The sequence below is a fragment of the Herbaspirillum sp. Her4 genome (assembly GCF_057961335.1).
In genome coordinates, this window is the sequence record NZ_CM176330.1 from 848,628 (window position 1) to 868,149 (window position 19,522).

General features: G+C 63.3%; 17 protein-coding genes. 13 read left to right on the forward strand and 4 right to left on the reverse strand.

Annotation, left to right across the window (positions count from 1 at the left end):
* The first annotated feature begins 51 nt into the window (after nucleotides 1–51).
* Nucleotides 52–783 carry a DsbA family protein gene (locus tag ACWFUC_RS03925; RefSeq protein WP_489624165.1) on the forward strand — a complete coding sequence of 244 codons (732 nt, stop codon included), beginning with the start codon at nucleotides 52–54 and terminating at the stop codon, nucleotides 781–783.
* A 490-nt stretch (nucleotides 784–1,273) separates the two neighbouring features.
* Nucleotides 1,274–2,842 (forward strand): methyl-accepting chemotaxis protein, encoded by a 1,569-nt coding sequence (locus tag ACWFUC_RS03930; RefSeq protein ID WP_489624166.1) that lies wholly within the window; start codon nucleotides 1,274–1,276, stop codon nucleotides 2,840–2,842.
* A 6-nt stretch (nucleotides 2,843–2,848) separates the two neighbouring features.
* Here the strand turns inward: ACWFUC_RS03930 and ACWFUC_RS03935 are convergent, their stop codons facing one another.
* The 3 genes from ACWFUC_RS03935 to ACWFUC_RS03945 form a co-directional block, all read right to left on the reverse strand.
* Nucleotides 2,849–3,496, reverse strand: a complete 648-nt coding sequence (locus tag ACWFUC_RS03935; RefSeq protein WP_209569535.1) for an HAD family hydrolase — start codon at nucleotides 3,494–3,496, stop codon at nucleotides 2,849–2,851.
* Nucleotides 3,497–3,935: 439 nt separating this feature from the next.
* The gene (locus ACWFUC_RS03940) at nucleotides 3,936–4,520 is read right to left on the reverse strand and encodes a GNAT family N-acetyltransferase (RefSeq protein WP_489624167.1); all 585 of its coding nucleotides are present in this window, start codon (nucleotides 4,518–4,520) and stop codon (nucleotides 3,936–3,938) included.
* Nucleotides 4,521–5,456 carry a LysR family transcriptional regulator gene (locus tag ACWFUC_RS03945; RefSeq protein ID WP_489637447.1) on the reverse strand — a complete coding sequence of 312 codons (936 nt, stop codon included), beginning with the start codon at nucleotides 5,454–5,456 and terminating at the stop codon, nucleotides 4,521–4,523.
* A gap of 93 nt (nucleotides 5,457–5,549) precedes the next feature.
* Between ACWFUC_RS03945 and ACWFUC_RS03950 the strand changes: the two genes are divergently transcribed.
* Nucleotides 5,550–5,927 (forward strand): EamA family transporter, encoded by a 378-nt coding sequence (locus tag ACWFUC_RS03950; RefSeq protein ID WP_489624170.1) that lies wholly within the window; start codon nucleotides 5,550–5,552, stop codon nucleotides 5,925–5,927.
* A 69-nt stretch (nucleotides 5,928–5,996) separates the two neighbouring features.
* The gene (locus ACWFUC_RS03955; RefSeq protein ID WP_489624171.1) at nucleotides 5,997–6,482 is read left to right on the forward strand and encodes a DMT family transporter; all 486 of its coding nucleotides are present in this window, start codon (nucleotides 5,997–5,999) and stop codon (nucleotides 6,480–6,482) included.
* Nucleotides 6,483–6,488: 6 nt separating this feature from the next.
* Here the strand turns inward: ACWFUC_RS03955 and ACWFUC_RS03960 are convergent, their stop codons facing one another.
* A complete protein-coding gene (locus ACWFUC_RS03960) occupies nucleotides 6,489–7,907 on the reverse strand; it encodes an aminotransferase-like domain-containing protein (protein WP_121041224.1) in 1,419 nt (472 codons plus the stop codon).
* A 336-nt stretch (nucleotides 7,908–8,243) separates the two neighbouring features.
* Between ACWFUC_RS03960 and aptA the strand changes: the two genes are divergently transcribed.
* From aptA to ACWFUC_RS04005, 9 genes are all read left to right on the forward strand, one after another.
* Nucleotides 8,244–9,572: an omega-aminotransferase AptA gene (gene aptA, locus ACWFUC_RS03965; RefSeq protein WP_204726776.1), complete on the forward strand. Its 1,329-nt coding sequence runs from the start codon at nucleotides 8,244–8,246 to the stop codon at nucleotides 9,570–9,572.
* A 35-nt stretch (nucleotides 9,573–9,607) separates the two neighbouring features.
* Nucleotides 9,608–11,101, forward strand: coding sequence for a CoA-acylating methylmalonate-semialdehyde dehydrogenase (locus ACWFUC_RS03970; protein ID WP_121041228.1), 1,494 nt, complete (start codon nucleotides 9,608–9,610; stop codon nucleotides 11,099–11,101).
* A 575-nt stretch (nucleotides 11,102–11,676) separates the two neighbouring features.
* On the forward strand, nucleotides 11,677–12,870 hold the full coding sequence (locus ACWFUC_RS03975) for an ABC transporter substrate-binding protein (RefSeq protein ID WP_121041230.1): 1,194 nt from the start codon (nucleotides 11,677–11,679) through the stop codon (nucleotides 12,868–12,870).
* A gap of 193 nt (nucleotides 12,871–13,063) precedes the next feature.
* On the forward strand, nucleotides 13,064–13,930 hold the full coding sequence (locus ACWFUC_RS03980) for a branched-chain amino acid ABC transporter permease (RefSeq protein ID WP_034340650.1): 867 nt from the start codon (nucleotides 13,064–13,066) through the stop codon (nucleotides 13,928–13,930).
* A 52-nt stretch (nucleotides 13,931–13,982) separates the two neighbouring features.
* Nucleotides 13,983–14,981 carry a branched-chain amino acid ABC transporter permease gene (locus ACWFUC_RS03985; protein ID WP_489624172.1) on the forward strand — a complete coding sequence of 333 codons (999 nt, stop codon included), beginning with the start codon at nucleotides 13,983–13,985 and terminating at the stop codon, nucleotides 14,979–14,981.
* Nucleotides 14,978–15,745: an ABC transporter ATP-binding protein gene (locus ACWFUC_RS03990; protein WP_489624173.1), complete on the forward strand. Its 768-nt coding sequence runs from the start codon at nucleotides 14,978–14,980 to the stop codon at nucleotides 15,743–15,745. The genes ACWFUC_RS03985 and ACWFUC_RS03990 overlap by 4 nt, the downstream gene beginning before the upstream one ends.
* A complete protein-coding gene (locus tag ACWFUC_RS03995; RefSeq protein WP_034340657.1) occupies nucleotides 15,742–16,446 on the forward strand; it encodes an ABC transporter ATP-binding protein in 705 nt (234 codons plus the stop codon). The genes ACWFUC_RS03990 and ACWFUC_RS03995 overlap by 4 nt, the downstream gene beginning before the upstream one ends.
* A gap of 166 nt (nucleotides 16,447–16,612) precedes the next feature.
* Nucleotides 16,613–17,872, forward strand: a complete 1,260-nt coding sequence (locus tag ACWFUC_RS04000; protein WP_489624174.1) for a Zn-dependent hydrolase — start codon at nucleotides 16,613–16,615, stop codon at nucleotides 17,870–17,872.
* A 37-nt stretch (nucleotides 17,873–17,909) separates the two neighbouring features.
* Nucleotides 17,910–19,403 (forward strand): M81 family metallopeptidase, encoded by a 1,494-nt coding sequence (locus tag ACWFUC_RS04005; RefSeq protein WP_489624175.1) that lies wholly within the window; start codon nucleotides 17,910–17,912, stop codon nucleotides 19,401–19,403.
* Nucleotides 19,404–19,522: the final 119 nt, after the last annotated feature.

Sequence of the window (19,522 nt, forward strand, 5' to 3'; positions counted from 1 at the left end):
GTGCAGAAAACGTCAGGCCCTGTGCCGATTCATTCAAGAGGAAAACGCATCATGACCACCCCCGCCGCCCCGCACGACACCGTGCTTCACTACATCCACGATCCGCTGTGCGGCTGGTGCTACGGTGCCGCGCCGCTGGTGGCGGCGGCCCGCGCAGTGCTGCCGGTGCAGGCGCATGGAGGCGGCATGATGGCCGGCCGCAATCGTCGCCGCGTCGATGCCCAGCTGCGCGATTACGTGATGCCGCACGATCACCGCATCGCGCAGATGACCGGACAAGCATTCGGGGAACCCTACTTCAACGGTCTGCTGCGTGATACCGACGCGGTCTTCGACTCGGCCCCGCCGATTGCGGCCGTGCTGGCGGTACAGGCGCTCAAGGGCGAGGCCGCAGGACTGGACATGCTGGCAGCGATCCAGCGTGCGCATTACCAGCAAGGGCGGCGCATCTCCGAAGTGGCGACGCTGGTCGAACTGGCGCAGACGCTGGACATCGAGGCCGCTGCCTTCACTGGCGAAATGCAGCGGATCGAACAGGAAGAACTGGCCAATCACATCGAGGCCAGCCGTGAATTGCTCAACTATGTAGGCGGACGCGGCTTCCCGACCTTCGTGCTGCAGCGGGGCGATACGCTGGAAGTGCTTGATACCGGGCGCTGGCTGGGGCAGCCGGAAGAGTGGGCGAGTTATCTGCGTGAAGAAACGGCCTCGTCGGGCGCGGCCGTTGCGGCAGCCGACAACGGGCTGGCGCAATGTGATCTGCAGACCGGCCGCTGCGACTGACCCGGCGTTCGTCCAGTCCTCCGACAAAACCTGCCGCACGCAAGCCTGCGCGGCAGGCACCTTCTGTCTCTCCTCGCCCCCTCCTCTGGTTGCCGATCCGCCGTGTCACGGCGCAATCGCATCCTTCTTCTGCCCCCGTCCAATCTTGTCCTGGCACACTTCCCTGCTTGACGCAGCCCGTCCATTGGGCGGTTTTTCTGAAGACTGCCGTTAAGTTTTCGGTGCTAATCAAACAAGCGCGTTTGCTCTACAGTGTGCGGTTTTCCCGGGGAAGGCGGCCGGCCCGCCGGGAAAAGAACAGCATCCCTTGTCTTCATCCTTAGTTCACGGCGGGCGGCGTTCCCACAGGAATCGCCCAACTCCACTGAATCAAGATCCGCACTTCCCGACGTTGCCTGTGGCATCAGAACGCCACATCGTCCACCCTTGCCTGCATGGGGTGGCGTCGGGAACGTACTACGAATAACTGCAAGTGTTCACTGGAGTGTGTATGGATTTCACCCGTCTGACGGTTTCTTCGCGCCTCAAGTTCGGCTTTGGTGGCGTGCTCGTGCTCATGCTTCTGATTGTCGGCATCTCGCTGAAAAAACTGGATGATGTGAACCAGCAACTGCTGTCCATCACCGAAGTCAACAATGTGGAGATCCTGCATCTCTCGACCATGCGTGCAGCGGCCTATGAGCAGTCGCTGGCCTCGCGCGGGATCGGACTGGCGACGACCCCGGAAGACATGAAACTCAACGCCGACAATCTGCAACGGCAGATCACCATCTATGCGCAAGCGGAAGCGGCACTGGCCAAGCTCTTTACGGAATTGCAAGAAACCACCGAGACCGAAAAGAATTCCCTCGTGGCGATCCAGAAGATGACCAAGGAAATTCTGCCCGTCGTCTCGGGCCTGATCGAGTTGGCCAAGGCGCAAAAGAGTGAAGAACTCAAGCCTATCCTGGACGGTCCGCTGGGCAAGATGCAGGCAGAACGCCGCAAGGCGCTGGCCGAGCTGTCAGCATTCGAAGACAAGCTCAACGACGATGCCAAAAACGAGGCGCTGGCCGTCTATGTGGCCGCGCGCAGGCTGTTGATCGCACTTGGTGTACTGGCCCTGGCAAGCGGCATCGTGGCTGCCGTGCTCATCACCAGAAGCGTACTGCGCCAGCTGGGTGGAGAACCGGCGGTGGCCGCTGCGCTGGCGGCACGGATCGCGCAAGGCGACCTGCGCAGCGAGGTGGATGCCGACAGCCGTCTTCCCAACAGCCTGATGATGTCGATGAAGAGCATGAACGCCGGCTTGCGCGAGATCGTGCGGGAAGTCCGCTCCGGCACGGATGCCATTGCAACGGCCAGCAGCCAGATCGCTGCGGGCAATCTCGACCTTTCCTCGCGCACCGAAGAGCAAGCCAGCTCGCTGGAAGAGACGGCCTCGGCGATGGAACAGCTGACGGCGACGGTGCAACAGAACGCCGACAGCGCCGGCGAAGCCAACCGGCTTGCCACCGAAGCCTCGGTGGTGGCCGCCGAGAGCGGACAGCTGGTCAAGGATGTGGTGATGACGATGGCGGCCATCGAGGACTCGTCCAAAAAGATCGTGGACATCATCAGCGTCATCGACGGCATTTCCTTCCAGACCAACATCCTTGCCCTGAATGCAGCCGTGGAAGCCGCGCGCGCGGGCGAGCAAGGTCGTGGCTTCGCGGTGGTGGCGTCGGAAGTGCGCAGCCTTGCGCAACGCAGTTCATCGGCAGCCAAGGAGATCAAGACGCTCATCGACGACTCGGTGGACAAGGTCGCCAGCGGCAGTGCGCTGGTCAACCGGGCGGGAGAGAGCATGAGCAATGTTGTCTCCAGCGTCGACCGGGTGGTGTCGGTGATCGGGGCCATCAGCGATTCCAGCGCCGAGCAGAGCAAGGGGATCCACGAGATCAACCATGCGATCTCGCAAATGGATCAGGTCACGCAACAGAATGCGGCGCTGGTGGAACAGGCCGCAGCAGCGTCGCAGGCACTGCAGGCGCAGGCGCGGCGGCTCAGTGGTGTGGTGGAAGTGTTTGCGATTGCCTGATGGTCGTCACAGCTGACACGGCACACCAAGCGCACGCAATGCAGCCCGTGTAGCAGTCACATCCACGTGATGAATACCGCGCCATCCCAGCGCCCGGCACCCATCGATATTTTTTTGCACATCATCGATGAAGACCAGCTCTTCGGGCTTGAGGCCCGGCAGGTGACGTGCATAGCGCTCCAATGCGATCTGGTAGATGCGCGGCTCGGGCTTGATGCAGCGCTCCTCGCCCGAGACCACGATATCGAGGAACAACTGCATGAAATCGTGGTGGTCGCGCGCATGCGGATAGGTTTCCGACGACCAGTTGGTGAGGCCGAATACCGGCACCTGCTGCGCATGCAGTTCGCGCAAGAGCGCTACGCCCTCCGGCAACGGGCCGCGCAGCATCTCGGTCCAGCGACCGTAGAAGGCGCGGATCAGTGCTTCGTATTCGGGATGCTGCCGGACCAGATCCGCCGTCCCGTCCGCCAGCGTGCGGCCGCCGTCCTGCTGTACGTTCCAGTCGGGCGAACAGATGTGCGTGAGGAAATGGTTGCGCTGCTGCTCGTCGGCGATCAGCTGCTGATACAGGTGCTGCGGGTTCCAGTCGAAGAGCACGCCGCCGAAATCGAAGACGACGGCGCGGATGGGGCTTGGTGCAGAAAACGTCATGGTTGAAATCCTTGGCATAGGACGAATATCAGGAACGAACCCGAGATCGCAGACAGCGCAATAGTAACCATCCAAAAATTGCTCCAACGGTGCCTCAGCGATCTTCTCCGGATCGCACTCATCCACCGCGAGTTGATCTCTGCGTCGATATCCCGCCCGCTCTTCTGCAAACAGGACCGCTGGACTTGCACGACCGATCAGGATGGCTTTATTGCGGACCTGGTCATGGGTACCGCATTTGGGACAGGCTTCAATTTCCTCTTGATCCCGATTAAGCATGTCGACACTCCTCTGGAACGACCAGAACTTGGGGTCTGCGAAAATGGATGGCCGTCATCTTATCGAAAATCGGACTGGAGCAGGCATGGTCGGCCAAGCCAGGTTAGAACTTTCGTGGCGCAAGACGATGCTATATCGCGTCATCGAACGTATTGGCGCATCAACTCGACAGCGACTCGACAGGAGCCACCGCGTCCGCCGGATTGATCAGAGAATGCAGGACATGATCCCGCCATTGGCCATCAATCTTCAGATAGTCACGCGCATGCCCTTCCTGCTGGAATCCCAGGCGCTGCAGCAGGGCCTGACTGCGCCTGTTCTCGGTGCGCGTGTTGGCCATGATGCGATGCAGGCCAAGCTGCGAAAAGACATGGCCGATGGCCTGCGACAGGGCTTCCTGCATCAGGCCCCGGCCTTGCGCTGCGTGATCGAGCGAAAAGCCGAGATGGCAGGCCTGGAACGGGCCGCGGACGATATTGGTGAATCCGCACTCGCCCACCATGGCACCGGTCGCGTTGTCGCGCAGGACCAGGTGCAATGCCTGTCCGGCGTCCATTGCGCAGGCCATGTCGTGGATACGTTTTTCCATGCTGTCCAGGGTAAAGAAGCTGCCGGATCTTTCCGGCTCCCACGGTTTCAGGTGGAGTCTGTTGCGCACATAGTAGGCAAGCAATTCCGGCGCATCCTGATGCGACGGTGAACTCAGAGTCAGGCGAGATGTCCGGAGCATGATCGCGGTGTCCATTCAAGCCGTCTCCTGATCCGTGGCGCGCGCCTGCAACGCCTCCACCAAATAATCAATGAGCACCCGCATCTTGGGCGCGATATGGCGCGACGCCGGAAAGAGCAAATAGGCCACGCCCTGATAGTTGCTATCGACAGTCCACTCCGGCAAAAGGCGGACGACACGCCCGGCCGCCAGGGACTCCCTGGCCACGAAATCCGGCACGCACCCCACGCCCAGGCCCGCTTCAATGGCCGCCAGCCGCATTTCGCTGTGATTGACCGCACATCGTCCAGTCACGATGATCTCTGCCGCCTGGGTGCCGGAAAGGAAACGCCAGCGATTATCGCGTTCCTCCTCCCCCAGCGTGAGGCAACTATGGCTCATCAGGTCTTCCGGGTGATGGATCGCGCCACGGCTTGCAAGATAATCCGGGCTCGCCAGCAGGCACTGGCTGACCGGCAGCAATGGCCGCGCCACCATCCCTGGCGGTGGCGTATCGGTCAGGCGGATGACCAGGTCGACACCTTCACGCAGCGGATCGACCAGCCGGTCCACCACCATCAGATGCACATCCACGTCCGGATAGCGGGCCAGGAATTGCAGCAGCACCGGCTGCAGCAGATGGCGGGAGACGGCCTTGGGGGCGCTCATCCTGACCAGCCCCCTGGGCGTGCCGGCATGGCCTTCGGCCGCCTGCACGGTGGCGCGTGCGGCGGCCAGCATCTTGCGTCCGTGCTCCAGCACGTCCAGTCCGGCTTCGGTCAGGCGCAACTGGCGGGTGGTGCGCTGGAACAGCGCCACGCCCATCATCTTTTCCAGACGGGCCACCTGGCGGCTCACGGCCGAGGGCGTCATGCCCTGCTGACGGGCCGCTGCCGAAAAACTGCCGGCGTCCACCACTTGCACGAACGTGACCAGCTCATGCAGTACCTCGGCCAACTCATTTGTTCTCATGCGGCACAACTCCTGTTCTTCGTTCCTGGCTAGTCAGGTCTCATCGGTCCCAAGACAATACACCAGCTCCGCCCAACGCCACGATGAGACCTCATGAACAAGACCTCCCTGCTGCACGCTCCCACCCGGCCGGCAACCCTGCTGCGACTCAATCCTGTTGAATGGGCGCTGCTGCTGGTCGCCGTGATCTGGGGCGGAAGCTACAGCGCCGCAAAAACCGCCACGGAGCAGTTGCCGGTACTGCAGTTCCTGGTGCTGCGGTTTGGCCTGACGTTTCTCCTGCTGGCACCTGCCTTGCGCAGCATCACTTCCGTTCCCGCGTGGAAGAGATCTCTGGCGGGGGCGCTCGTGTTGGGTATGGTCCTGCTGGCCATCTTCATCTGCGAGACTGTCGGCGTCTCGTTGACGACGGCCTCCAATGCCGCCTTCCTGATCAGCCTGTGCGTCGTCTTCACACCATGGTGCGAGTGACTGCTGCTGGGCCAGCGGCCCGAGCGTTCGGCGCTGATTGCGTGCGCATTGTCCTTTGTGGGCGCTGCCTTGCTGGCATTCCAGGATGGCATCACGCTCTCGCACCTGAGCTGGGGCGACGCACTGATGGTAGTGGCCGCGCTCCTGCGTGGTGTGATGGTGTGCCTGACACGCCGCCAAGGCCTGCGGTTCGGCTTGCCGGCACTCACGCTGACGGCGGTGCAGATGGGTGTCATGACGGCGGGATCGCTGGTACTCATGGCGGTGCTGCCGGGTCAGCGCTGGATGCCCCTTCCGGCCAGCGCCTCCTTCTGGTGGGCGATGGCGTTCCTGGTCTTGCTGTGTACCATCGTGGCCTTCTTCGTACAGAACCATGCGGCCGCACGCACCAGTGCGTCACGGGTGGCCCTGCTGATGGGCAGCGAGCCGCTGTGGGGGGCGCTCATCGCGGTGGTGTGGATGCAGGAACAGATGTCCCTGCAGGGCTGGATGGGCGGCCTGCTGATCGTGGGGGCCACGGGGTGGGTGCTGCGGCCGCGTACCCATTCCACCTAGCGCAGCCTACAAGCCCCGCAAGAAATCAAACAACTCCGGCACATCCGCATACCCCACATTGAAGCGGAAGCTGGTCTTGTGCGGTGCCGACAGGTGAAAGAAATCCCCCGGTGCCAGCCAGATGCCCTTCTGCCGCGCCCGGTCCGCGATCTCGCGCGCTGACAGTTCGCAGCCCTCGATGGTGGCCCAGCTGAACATGCCGCCACGCGCCGCCGTGAAGGGCGTCAGGCCCACTTCGGTGAGCTTGGCGTTCAGGGTGGACTGTGCATTGAGCAGGGTTGCATTGAGCGTCTGCACATGGCGCCGGTGATGGCCTTCGGTGAGCACGTTGTGCACCAGCCGCTCGTTGATCTCCGAATTGGTCAGCGTCAAGACCATCTTGGTATGCACGATCTGCCGCGCCAGTTCGCGCTGGCAGGCGATATAGCCCACCCGCAGCGAAGGGGCGATGGTCTTGGAATAACTGCCCACGTAGATCACCCGCTGCAGTCCATCCAGCGCAGCCAGCATGGGATCGGTGGCCTGCCCCAGTTCACGGAAGATGTCGTCCTCCACCACCCAGAAACCATAGCGCTCGGCCGTCTGCAGCACGCGCATGGCGCAGGCCGGCGTGTAGGACGTGCCGGTCGGGTTCTGCAGCACGCTGGTGGTGAAGAACATCTTGGGATGATGCTGGCGCGCCAGCGTCTCCAGCATGTCCGTGTCCACCCCGCCAGGCGTACGCGGCACGCCGATCACGTTCAAGCCCGCCAGGCGCAGCATCGCAATCAGGTTGCAGTAGCCGGGATCATCGATCATCACCGTATCGCCCGGCTGGGTCATGGTGCGAATGATCAAATCCAGCGCCTGCGTGGCGCCATGCGTGGTCAGCACCTGCTCGATGCCCAGCTCCAGCGCCCAGTGGCCAAGAAACTGCGTGATGAGCTGGCGCAGCGGGGCGTAGCCATAGGGATGGCCATAGCCGACCTGCTGCGCACCGGGCGAGCGGATGATGCGGCGCTCGGCCTGGTGCAGGCCTTCGTCGTTGAGCCACTTGCCGGGCAGCCAGCCGCAGCCAGCCTTGATGGGCACGCGCTCATCGGCAAACATTTCCGAGAGCAGCCAGGCCGAGTCGATCACCGGCTCGGGCGGGACGAACACCGCACGCGCCCCGGATTGCCCGGCCCGCGCGGCCACGAAGAACCCCGCCCCGCGCCGGGCCTGCAGCATGCCGCGCGCCACCAGCTGCTCATAAGCCTCCACCACGGTGGAAGAGCCGATGTCGTGATGCTGCGCGAACTGGCGCACCGAAGGCAGGCGCTCGCCGGAGCGCAATTCGCCAGACTCGATCAGCCCGGCCAGGCCATCGGTCACCTGCTCCACCAGGCGAGCGGCTGTCTTGCGTTTCAAATCCAGTTGCAGCGGCGCGCTGGCGGGCTTGGCCATGGCGTCCTTTCTGAGAGTGTATCCGGCTGGCGAGTGACTGCATTGCTCCCGACAGCCAAAGTGTAAGCGGAAATACTAAACTGTATTGGTCACTGTAGTGCTGCTTGCAAATCCCCTGAATCAGGCCGAATCCCCAGTGAATACAGGGATATCAAAGAACCGGCCAGCGTGACCGCAGCACATGCTTCTCACCGAATGGAGCAATACAGTTTGCCCCACAGACCAATACAGTTTCCAGCGAAAATCAAAAGTGTAGCTAACAATACGGGCGCTGTCTGGCAATAATCAAGCACTCCCGGTTTTTTCCAGAAATTTCCCTTTTTCACGGTGCCTGCCATGTCCAGCCAAGACCAAACGCATCCCTCCAGCCTGTCGGCCTACTGGATGCCCTTCACTGCCAACCGCAACTTCAAGGCCGCGCCGCGCATGCTGGTGTCCGCCGAAGGCATGCACTACCGCGACGATGCCGGCAACAGCATCCTGGACGGCACTGCGGGCCTGTGGTGCGTGCCGCTGGGCCACGCCCATCCCAAGATTGTGTCGGCCGTGCAGAAGTCCGTGGCCACGCTGGACTACGCTCCCTCCTTCCAGCTCGGCCACCCGAGCGCCTTCGAACTGGCCGAGCGCCTCAAGGCCTATACCGGCAACCGCTTCGCCAACGTGTTCTACACCGGCTCCGGCTCGGAAGCGGTGGATACGGCGCTCAAGATCGCCCTGGCCTATCACCGCGCCAAGGGCAACGCCACCCGCACCCGCCTGATCGGCCGCGAGCGCGGCTATCACGGCGTGGGCTTCGGCGGCATGTCGGTGGGCGGCATCGGCGGCAACCGCAAGACCTTCAGCACCGCACTGCTGCCGGGCGTGGACCACCTGCCGCACACCCACAACCTGGAAAAGAACGCCTTCACCAAGGGCGAGCCGGAATACGGCGCGCACCTGGCCGATGAGCTGGAACGCCTGGTCACCCTGCACGACGCCTCCAACATCGCCGCCGTGATCGTGGAACCGGTGGCCGGCTCCACCGGCGTGCTGATCCCGCCCAAGGGCTACCTGAAGCGCCTGCGCGAAATCTGCACCAAGCACGGCATCCTGTTGATCTTCGATGAAGTCATCACCGGCTTCGGCCGCCTGGGCACGCCCTTTGCGTCCGACTACTTCGATGTGGAACCGGATATCTTCACCACCGCCAAGGGCCTCACCAACGGCGTGGTGCCGATGGGCGCGGTGTTCGTGAAGAAGGAGATCCACGACGCCTTCATGAACGGTCCGGACGGCATCGAGCTGTTCCACGGCTACACCTACTCCGGCCACCCGCTGGCCTGCGCCGCCGGCCTGGCCTCGCTGGAAGTGTTCCAGACCGAAGGCGTGCTGGAAAATGCGCAAGCGGTGTCGGATTATTTCCAGGAAGCGGCGCACGCCCTGCGCGGCCTGCCGCACGTGATCGACGTACGCACCATTGGCCTCATCGCCGGCATCGAACTGTCCTCCATTCCCGGCCGCGTCGGTGCCCGCGCCTATGACGCTTTCGTGCGCGCCTTCAATGACGGCATCCTGATCCGCGTCACCGGCGACATCATCGCCCTGTCGCCGCCGCTGATCATCAACAAGCAGCAGATCGACGAACTGTTCGGCAAGCTGGCGGCCATCCTCAAGACCCTGGCCTGATCCCCTTCACCCAAGCAATGACGCAAGAAAGATTCATGGAAAAGATTGCACACTACATCGGCGGCAAGCGCGTCGATACCCAAAGCGGGCGCTACGCCGATGTCTTCAACCCGGCGCAGGGCGTGCCGGTGGCGCAGGTTGCGCTGGGCACGGCCGACGAGGTCGATGCGGCAGTGAAGGCCGGTGTGGCCGCCTTCCCGGCCTGGTCCAACACCCCGCCGCTGACCCGCGCCCGCGTGCTGTTCCGCTTCCTGCACCTGATCCAGCAGCGCGCCGACGACTTCGCCCGCATCATCGTGCGCGAGCACGGCAAGACCTTCTCGGATGCCCAGGGTGAAGTGGCGCGCGGCATCGAGATCGTCGAGTTCGCGGCCGGCATCCCGCAGATGCTCAAGGGGGAATACACCGACCAGATCGCCCGTGGCATCGACGCCTGGTCGATGCGCCAGGCGCTGGGCGTGGTGGCCGGCATCACGCCGTTCAACTTCCCGGCCATGGTGCCGATGTGGATGTTCCCCATCGCCATTGCCTGTGGCAACTGCTTCGTGTTGAAGCCCTCCGAGCGCGACCCGTCGGCGGCGCTGCTGATCGCCGACCTGCTGCAGGAAGCCGGCCTGCCCGATGGCGTCTTCAACGTCATCCAGGGCGACAAGGTGACGGTCGATGCCCTGCTCGATCATCCGCAGGTCAAGGCCATCAGCTTCGTCGGTTCGACCCCGATTGCCGAATACATCTATGCCCGTGGCTCGGCCAAGGGCAAGCGCGTGCAGGCCCTGGGCGGTGCCAAGAACCACATGGTGGTCATGCCCGACGCCGACATGCAGCTGGCCGTGGATGCCCTGATGGGTGCGGCTTACGGCTCGGCCGGCGAGCGCTGCATGGCGATCTCGGTGGCGGTGGCCGTGGGCAGCGCCGGTGATGAGCTGGTGGCCGCACTGGCCGAGCGCGCACGCAACCTGAAGATCAACGAAGGCATGGCCGCCGGTGCCGAGATGGGCCCGGTGGTAACAGCCGCTGCCAAGGAACGCATCGAAGGCCTCATCGGCCGTGGTGTGGAAGAAGGCGCGACGCTGGTAGTGGATGGCCGGGGCTACCAGGTCCCGGGTTTCGAGAAGGGCTTCTTCGTCGGCGGCACCCTGCTCGATCATGTGACGCCCGAGATGACGGTGTACAAGGAGGAGATCTTCGGACCGGTGCTGTGCGTGCTGCGCTGCCCGGACATCGCCAGCGCAGTCGAACTGATCAATGCGCACGAGTACGGCAACGGCGTGGCGGTCTATACCCGTGACGGCGGCGTGGCGCGCGAGTTCGTGCGCCAGATCGAAGTGGGCATGGTAGGGGTCAACGTGCCGCTGCCGGTGCCGATGGCCTTCAGCAGCTTCGGCGGCTGGAAGCGCAGTCTCTTCGGTGACCATCACATGTACGGACCGGAAGGCGTACGGTTCTACACCCGGGCCAAGGCGGTGATGCAGCGCTGGCCCAATACGGCCAGTGCCGGTGCGGAATTCGCGTTCCCGCAGATGAAATAAACAGGATCAACGGCATGAATTTTTCATGCCGTTTTTCTTTGGCGGGTGCGTATCATGAAGGGCCTGTCCCGCCCTGCCCAGACGGTGTTGGTGCAGAAAACGTCAGGCACGGTGCAGAAACGATCAGCCGTCCCCAGCGCACAGGAAGTGAACTTCGGGCTTGCACCAAAAGCAGCAAACCTTAGAAAACCAGACCGTCGTGGACGACCGGTGGAGACACACCGGCAGCACGGGGAGAACGGCAAACCACATTTGGAGACACGCTCTGCGGAGCGGCAGGAGGAGCCCCATGACGGCTCACGCCATGCGGCGCAAAAGCGCGCTGGAACAGCGTTTACGGCTTGTCACGTCCCGTATTGCAGCGGCTGCGCAAGACGGTGCGACCCTGTTGACCCACCCTTTTCCGCCGGTTCGTGGCGGAGGATTCCACACGTCCATGCAAATCATCCCTGCCCGGCTTTCCTTAGTTTTTCGGGAAGCACGGGCATGGAACTTGCGTTGACGGGCAGTACTGCAGCATTGCGCAATTCCATGGATGTCATCTGTCAATCGTAAGCTTCGAGGGAGAAACAAGCATGATCAGCCGTCGCAATTTCCTGAAACTGTCCGCACTGGCCGCACCCGGCGCATTGAGCTACCACGATGTGTTTGCCCAGGCCGAGAGCATTGCCTTCGGCTGTCCGGTGCCGATGTCCGGCCCCTTCGCCGCCAACGGCAAGTTCGCCGACATGGGCATGAAGCTGGCCCTGCAGAAATACGGCAAGGTGCTCGGCAAGAGCACCAGCTACGTGACCCTGGACACCGAAGGCAAGCCCGCCACGGCAGTGCGCAAGATGCAGGAGACCATCGAGAAGGGCACGCGCTTCTTCGCCGGCGGCATCCTCTCCGGCGAAGCGCTGGCCATGGGCAAGGAAGCCGACAAGGCGGGCGCGGTCTTCATCACCACCGCCGGGGCCGATGAGATTACCGGCAGCGATTGCAACCGCGCCACCTTCCGCTGGTCGGTACCGACCTTCGGGGCCATCGAACAGACCGTGCGTCCGCTGCTGGAGAAGCTGCCCAATGCCAAGCGCTGGTACACCATCACGCCGCAATATGTATTCGGCGAAGGCCTGCTGTCGGCGGCCAAGAACATCTTCAAGGAAAAAGGCATCGAGCACGTGGGCAACAGCTACCACTCGCTGACCGAGAAGGAATTCTCCGGCTATCTCACCAATGCCATGGCGGCCAAGCCGGACGTGCTGCTGCTGTTGAACTTCGGTTCGCAATCCTCGGATACGCTGCGCCAGGCGGTCAGCTTCGGCATGAAGAACAACTGCACCATCCTCATGGCCTGGGCCTCGGGACTGGAACAGTTCGAAACCCTCGGGGCCGATATCTGCGATGGCGTCTACTTCGGTGCGCAGTACTGGCACGCCATCGATTCGCCCTTCAACAAGGAATTCGTCAAGCTGGTCAACGACAATCTCAAGATCGATCCCAACTACAGCCTGGCCGGTTCCTACATCTGTACCAAGATCATCCTGGACGCCATCATCAAGGCCAACAGCACCGATCCCAAGGCGGTGATCGCGGCCATGGAAGGCATGAAGTACGAGGGCCTGACCGGCACCGAGGAAATCCGCAAGGGCGACCACCAGGTCATCAAGAACTACTACCTGCTCAAGGGCAAGGCCAAGGCGAAGATGGCCAACAAGAATGACTATGCCGACATCGTTTCCTCCGGCAAGTCCTTCCTGCCGCTGGAGAAGACGCAGTGCAAGCTGTGATGTGGCGTTGATGGGATGCTGCATTCCGGCACTCCCCTTTCCGTTCGGACTGAGTAGCCGCGTCAGCGGCGTATCGAAGGCGTGGCTTCCCCTGTATTGACGACGGCGCGCCTTCGATACGACCCTGCGGGTCTACTCAGTTCGAACGGTGATTTGGCTTGACTGAACTTCCTTGTTCTTCTCACGAGGTTCCATGAACATCTATCTGCTGCAGATCGCCAATGGCGTGGGCATCGGCATGCTCTACTTCCTGCTGGCAGTGGGCTTGTCGATCGTCTTCGGCCTGCTGCGCTTCGTCAATTTCTCTCACGGTGCCTTCTTCCTGCTGGGCGCTTATCTCTGTTACGAGGCCACCAGCCGCGGCCTGGATTTCTGGTGGTCGCTCTTCATTGCCCCCGCCGCCGTGGGCCTGTTCGCCTGGGTGGTGGAGCGCTTCGTGCTGCGCCACGTGTATGCCCTGCCGCATCACTTCCACATCCTCTTCACGGTCGGCATGGCGCTGGTGATCCAGGAAGCGGTGATCTCGGTCTGGGGACCGCTGGGCAACAATGTCTCGCCGCCGGATCTGCTGCAAGGCGTGGTGATGTGGGGCGGCTTTGTCTATCCCAAGTACCGCCTCTTCGTCATCGGCCTGACCGCCGTCATGGCGCTGCTCCTGTGGTGGGTGCTGGAAGGCACGCGCCTGGGCTCGATCGTGCGGGCCGGGTCGGAATCGACCGAAATGGTCAGCCTGCTGGGCCTGAACATCCAGCGCATCTTCAGCCTGGTCTTCGCCCTGGGGGCGGCCACCGCCGGACTGGCCGGGGCGCTGGCCGCACCGATACGCGGGGCTGATCCCTTCATGGGGGTCGAGGCGCTGGGCATCGCCTTCGTGGTGGTGGTGGTCGGCGGGCTGGGCAGCTTCTGGGGTGCGCTCATCGGCGGCATCCTGGTCGGCATCGTGCAGAGCGTGATGAGCACGGTCTGGTCCGAAGGGGCGCACCTGATGATCTATGTGGCCATGGCGGCGGTGATGCTGCTGCGTCCGAATGGCTTGCTGGGCCGGCCCGGCGCGGCCTGAGGCCGCATTACGTCACCTGACGCCACCTGACGTTTTCTGCACAGAGGCTTTCATGAAACAGATTGCGCATTTCCGTTACACCCTGCTGGCCGCCGCCGTGGTGCTGTTGCTGCCGCTGCTGCTGCCTTCAGGCACGCTGGCCACCGAAGTGCTGGTGTTCGCCCTGGCCGCGCTGGGCTGCAACCTGCTGCTGGGCTATACCGGCCTGATGTCCTTTGGCCAGGGCATCTTCTTTGGCGTGGGCAGCTATACCACCGGCGTGGTGCTGCTGCAGTTGAAACTCGCGCTGCTGCCCGCATTGGCCCTGGCGGCCGTGGGCGGCGCGCTGGTAGCGCTGCTGGTGGGCTGGTTCTCGATCCGCCAGCGCGGCACCTACTTCGTGATGCTCACGCTGGCCTTCGCCCAGATGTTTTATTTCCTCGCCTATACGTTGAAGGACGTGACCGGCGGCGACAACGGCCTGCTGGACATCCCGCGTCCGCCGCTCTCTCTGTTGGGCTTCACGCTGCTGCCGACCACTTCCTCGTGGCAGTACTACACGGTGGTGGCCATCCTGTTCGTGCTGGTGTTCTGGCTGCTGCAGCGCGTGGTCGATTCGGTGCTGGGCAAGACCCTGCTGGCGGTGCGCGAAAACGAAGCGCGCGCCTCGGCGCTGGGCTATGACGTAAGGCTGCTGAAGCTGGCGGCCTTCGTCATCTCGGGCGCGGTCACCGGTCTGGCCGGTGGTCTGCACGCGATGATGACCGGCGTGGCACCGCTGTCCAACATCGAATATCACACCAGTGAAGCGATTCTCGTGATGACCGTCATCGGCGGCACCGGCAACCTGTTTGCCTCGGTGCTGGGCGCGAGCTTCTATGTGCTGGTGGGCAACTGGCTTTCCACGCTGTGGCCACGCTGGCTGATGCTGCTGGGGCTGCTGTTGATTGCGGTCAGCCTCTACATGCAGAAGGGCCTGTTCGGCCTGGCCATGAAGTTGATCGATGCCGCGCGCGGCCGCAAGGATGACGCGCCACAGGCCGCCACCGTGACCAAGGAGAAGCACTCATGAGCCGCCCCATCCTGCAAGCGCTCAACGTCACCAAACGCTACGGCAAGTTCACCGCCGTCAACGGCATCACGCTGGACATCGAGGCCGGCACCGTGCATTCGGTAATCGGTCCCAATGGCGCGGGCAAGACCACGCTGTTCCATACCCTGACCGGCACCACGCCCATCACCGAGGGCAGCATCCTGGTCGAGGGCGAGGAAGTGGCGCACCTGCCGGGCAATCGCCGGGTGCAGAAGGGATTGGCGCGCTCCTTCCAGGTGACCAGCCTGTTCCCCAACCTGAGCGTGCGCGAGAACCTGCGGCTGGCTGTGCAGGGGCGTTCGCCGCTGGCCGCACTCAATCCCTGGAAACGTGCCGAACAGTTCACTGCCGCATGCACACTGGCCGATGAGCTGGTGGCGCGCCTGTCCCTGCAGGCGGTGGCGGAGCGGGCCTGTGCAGAACTTTCACATGGACAGCAACGCAGGCTGGAGGTGGGCATGGCCATGGCCGGACGGCCCAAGGTGATCTTCCTGGACGAGCCGACCTCGGGCATGGGCATCGACGACATCGCCGAGATGAAACAGCTCATCCACGGACTGCGGCGCGACTACACGGTGGTGCTGATCGAACACAACATGGATATCGTGATGGATATCTCGGACCGCATCACGGTGATGCAGCTGGGCCAGATCCTGGCGCAGGGCAAGCCGGCCGAGATCCGCAGCGATGAACGCGTGCGCCGGGCCTATCTCGGCAGCATGATCACGGGAGGCAAAGCATGATCCTGCAAGTGGAAGACGTTCACGGCTACTATGGCAAGAGCCACATCCTGCAGGGCGTGTCGCTGCAGGTCGATGCCGGGGAAGTGGTGACCCTGCTGGGACGCAATGGCGCGGGCAAGACCACGACCTTGAAAAGCATCGTCGGCGTGGTGCCGCCGGCGCAGGGACGCGTGCTGTTTGAAGGCCAGGTCATCAGCGGCCTGCCCTCCTACAAGATCGCGGCCCGCGGCGTGTGCCTGGTGCCGGAGCATCGCGGCATCTTCAAGCTGCTGACCGTGGAAGAGAACCTGACCATGGCCGCGCGCAAGGAATCCGCATGGGGGCTGGACGAGGTCTACACCATCTTCCCGCGCCTGAAGGAGCGCCGCAGGAATGGCGGCGGCCAGCTCTCCGGCGGCGAGCAGCAGATGCTGGCCATTGCGCGCGCACTGATGACGCATCCGCGCGTGCTGATGCTGGACGAACCGGTCGAAGGCCTGGCGCCGGTGATCGTGGACGAGATCGTGGCGCAGCTGCGCCAGATCAAGGCGACCGGGATGTCCATCATCCTGGTGGAACAGAATCTGGAAGTGTGTACGCAACTGGCGGACCGGCACTACATCGTCGAACAGGGACGCATCGTCTACAGCGGCAGCAATGCCGCCTTCCTGGCCGATGATGGGGTGAAGGACCGTTATCTGGGCGTGAATCTGGCGGCCTGAGTGACGACGGAGCGTCCTTCGATACGCCGCTGCGCGGCTACTCAGGTCGAACGGATCGGAGATGGGACTGCCAAGGAGTGATGGATGCCCCTCCTCCCGTTCGTCCTGAGTAGGCCGAAGGCCGTATCGAAGGCGCACCGGCACCAAATCAAACAAGGAATCAAACATGGACATGAAAGCACAAGCCTCCACCCTGCGCATCGACGGCACGCGCCTGTGGGATTCACTGATGGAACTGGCCCGCATCGGCGGCACTGCCAAGGGCGGCGTCTGCCGCCTGGCCCTGACCGACCTCGACAAGCAGGGCCGCGACCTGGTCACGTCCTGGGCGCGCGCTGAAGGCATGAGCGTGGTGGTGGACCAGATCGGCAACATCTTCATGCGCCGCCCGGGCCGCAACAATGCGCTGCCGCCGGTGATGACGGGCTCGCACATCGATACGCAGCCCACTGGCGGCAAGTTCGACGGCAACTACGGCGTGCTCTCCGGCATCGAGGTGATCCGTACGCTGAACCAGCACAACATCCAGACCGAGGCTCCCATCGAAGTGGCGGTATGGACCAACGAAGAAGGCTCGCGCTTCGTGCCGGTGATGATGGGCTCGGGGGTCTTCTGCGGGGCCTTCACGCTGGAGCATGCCTACAACGCCACCGATATCGACGGCAAGAAGGTGCGCGACGAACTGGAACGCATCGGCTACATCGGTGAGCAGGTCTGCGGCGACCATCCCATCGGTGCGTATTACGAGGCGCACATCGAACAGGGGCCGGTGCTGGAAAATGCCGATACCGTCATCGGCGTGGTGCCGGCGGTGCTGGGGCTGTCGTGGTACGACTGTACGGTGACCGGTTTTGAATCGCATGCCGGGCCGACCCCGATGGAAATCCGCAAGGATGCGCTGCAGGTATCGACCTTCATCATGCAGGAAGTAGTGGCCATCGCCAACCGCTATCCGCCTTACGGACGCGGCACGGTGGGCCAGGTGCAGGTGATGCCCAACAGCCGCAACGTGATTCCGGGGCAGGTGAAATTTTCCATCGACCTGCGCAACGTCAGCGAGGACTCGCTCACGCGCATGCATGAAGACCTGCTGGCCTACCTGGAAGCGATGCGCAAGAAGACCGGGCTGTCCATCGAACTGGAGCGGGTATCGTACTTCCCGCCCTGCCCCTTCCATCCGGATTGTGTGGACAACGTGCGCGCGGCCTCGGCCGCGCTGGGCTACAAGACCATGGACGTGGTCTCCGGCGCGGGACACGACGCCATCTATGCCGCACGCCTGGCACCGGCAGGCATGATCTTCGTGCCCTGCAAGGATGGGGTCTCCCACAACGAGATCGAAGACGCCCGCCCCGAACACCTCGAAGCCGGCTGCAACGTGCTGTTGCAGGCCATGCTGGCCAGCGCGGGCGTGGTCGCCGACTGATCATTGCATGAATTTGGATTGATGCAAAAAACTGAACATGAAACCGAAAATCGTCATTGCACGCATGAATCACGAGACCAATACCTTCTCGCCGATTCCCACACCCCTTGAAGCCTTCGCCCCGCAATGGGATGCCGAAGCGTATCGCGACCAGAAGGGGGCGCGCACCGCGATGGGCGCCTTCCTCGAACTGGCCGAACAGACCGGCGCCGAGATCGTCACGCCGCTGGCTGCATGGGCCAATCCCAGTGCGGCGGTGGCGGCCGATGCCTACACGGTGATGTGCGACGCCATCGTGCGTGCCATTGAAGGTGGCTGCGATGCCATCCTGCTGGACCTGCATGGCGCCATGGTGGCCGAGAACGCCGAGGATGGCGAAGGCACGCTGCTCGAACGCATCCGCCGCATCGCGCCCGATACGCCCATGGCGGTGGCGCTGGACCTGCATGGCAACGTCACGCGAAAGATCGTCACGCATGCCGATGTGATCGTCAGCTTCAAGACCTATCCGCACATCGACATGTTCGAGACCGGCGAGCATGCCGGCCGCCTGCTGCTGGCACGGCTGCAGGGCAAGTCGCAGCCAACGATGGCCTGGCGCCAGGTACCGGTGCTGTCGGCCACGCTGACCAGCAATACCTCGGCCTCGGCCATGCAGCGCGCGGTGGAAGCGGCCAAGGCGGCGGAGCAGGAAGCGGGCGTGCTGGCGGTGTCGGTGCTGGCGGGATTCCCGCTGTCGGATTTCCGCGATGCGGGGATGTCGGTGGTGGTGGTGACCGAGAACGACACCGCACTGGCCGATGCCGTGGCCGAGCGCATCGCGCGGCAGATCTGGAATGAACGTGACGACTTCGTCTATGACAGCCTGCCGCTGGCCGAATCGCTGGCGCAGGCCCGTGCACTGAGCGAGGGACCGGGACAAGGGCCGGTGCTGCTGCTGGATCACAGCGACAACGTCATGTCGGGCGGTACTTGCAACACTATGGACGTGCTGGAAGCCGCTCTGCAGGCGGGTCTCACGGGCATTGCCGTGGGCCCCGTGAGCGACCCGGAAGCGGTGGCGCAGCTGGTGCAGGCCGGGGTGGGTGCGACCGTCACGCTGGCCGTGGGCAACAAGGTGGACCTGGCTGCGCAGGGCATCAGCAAGACGCCGCCGGTTTATACCGGAAAGGTATCGGCCATCAGCGATGGCCGTTTCACCGTCACCGGGCCGATCTACACCGGTTCGACCTTGCAGATGGGGCGCAGCGTGCTGCTGGACATCGGTGCGGCGCGCATCGTCATCACCGAGGAGCGGGTCGAACCGTATGACCTCGGGGTCTTCACCAGCCTGGGCCTGGACCCGGCGCAGCAAGCCTTCCTGATCCTGAAGTCGCGCATGTATTGCCGTCCGGTCTTCGTGCCCATCAGCCGCGCGCTGGTGGAGTGCGATTCCGACAGCGGCGGCCCGACCAGCGCCAATTTCCGGCTGTTCCCGATCAAGAAGGTGCGGCGGCCGATCTATCCGCTGGATCCGGCCATGGACTGGTAACACGCACCGGGCTTGCGCTGCGGGCCGATGGGCTTTGCCGTAATACAACACCCCGGTATCGGGATATTCCCGAGTTGTGTCGTGCCGGGGAGGGCCTGTGTTAGCCTGCAAAGACAGCA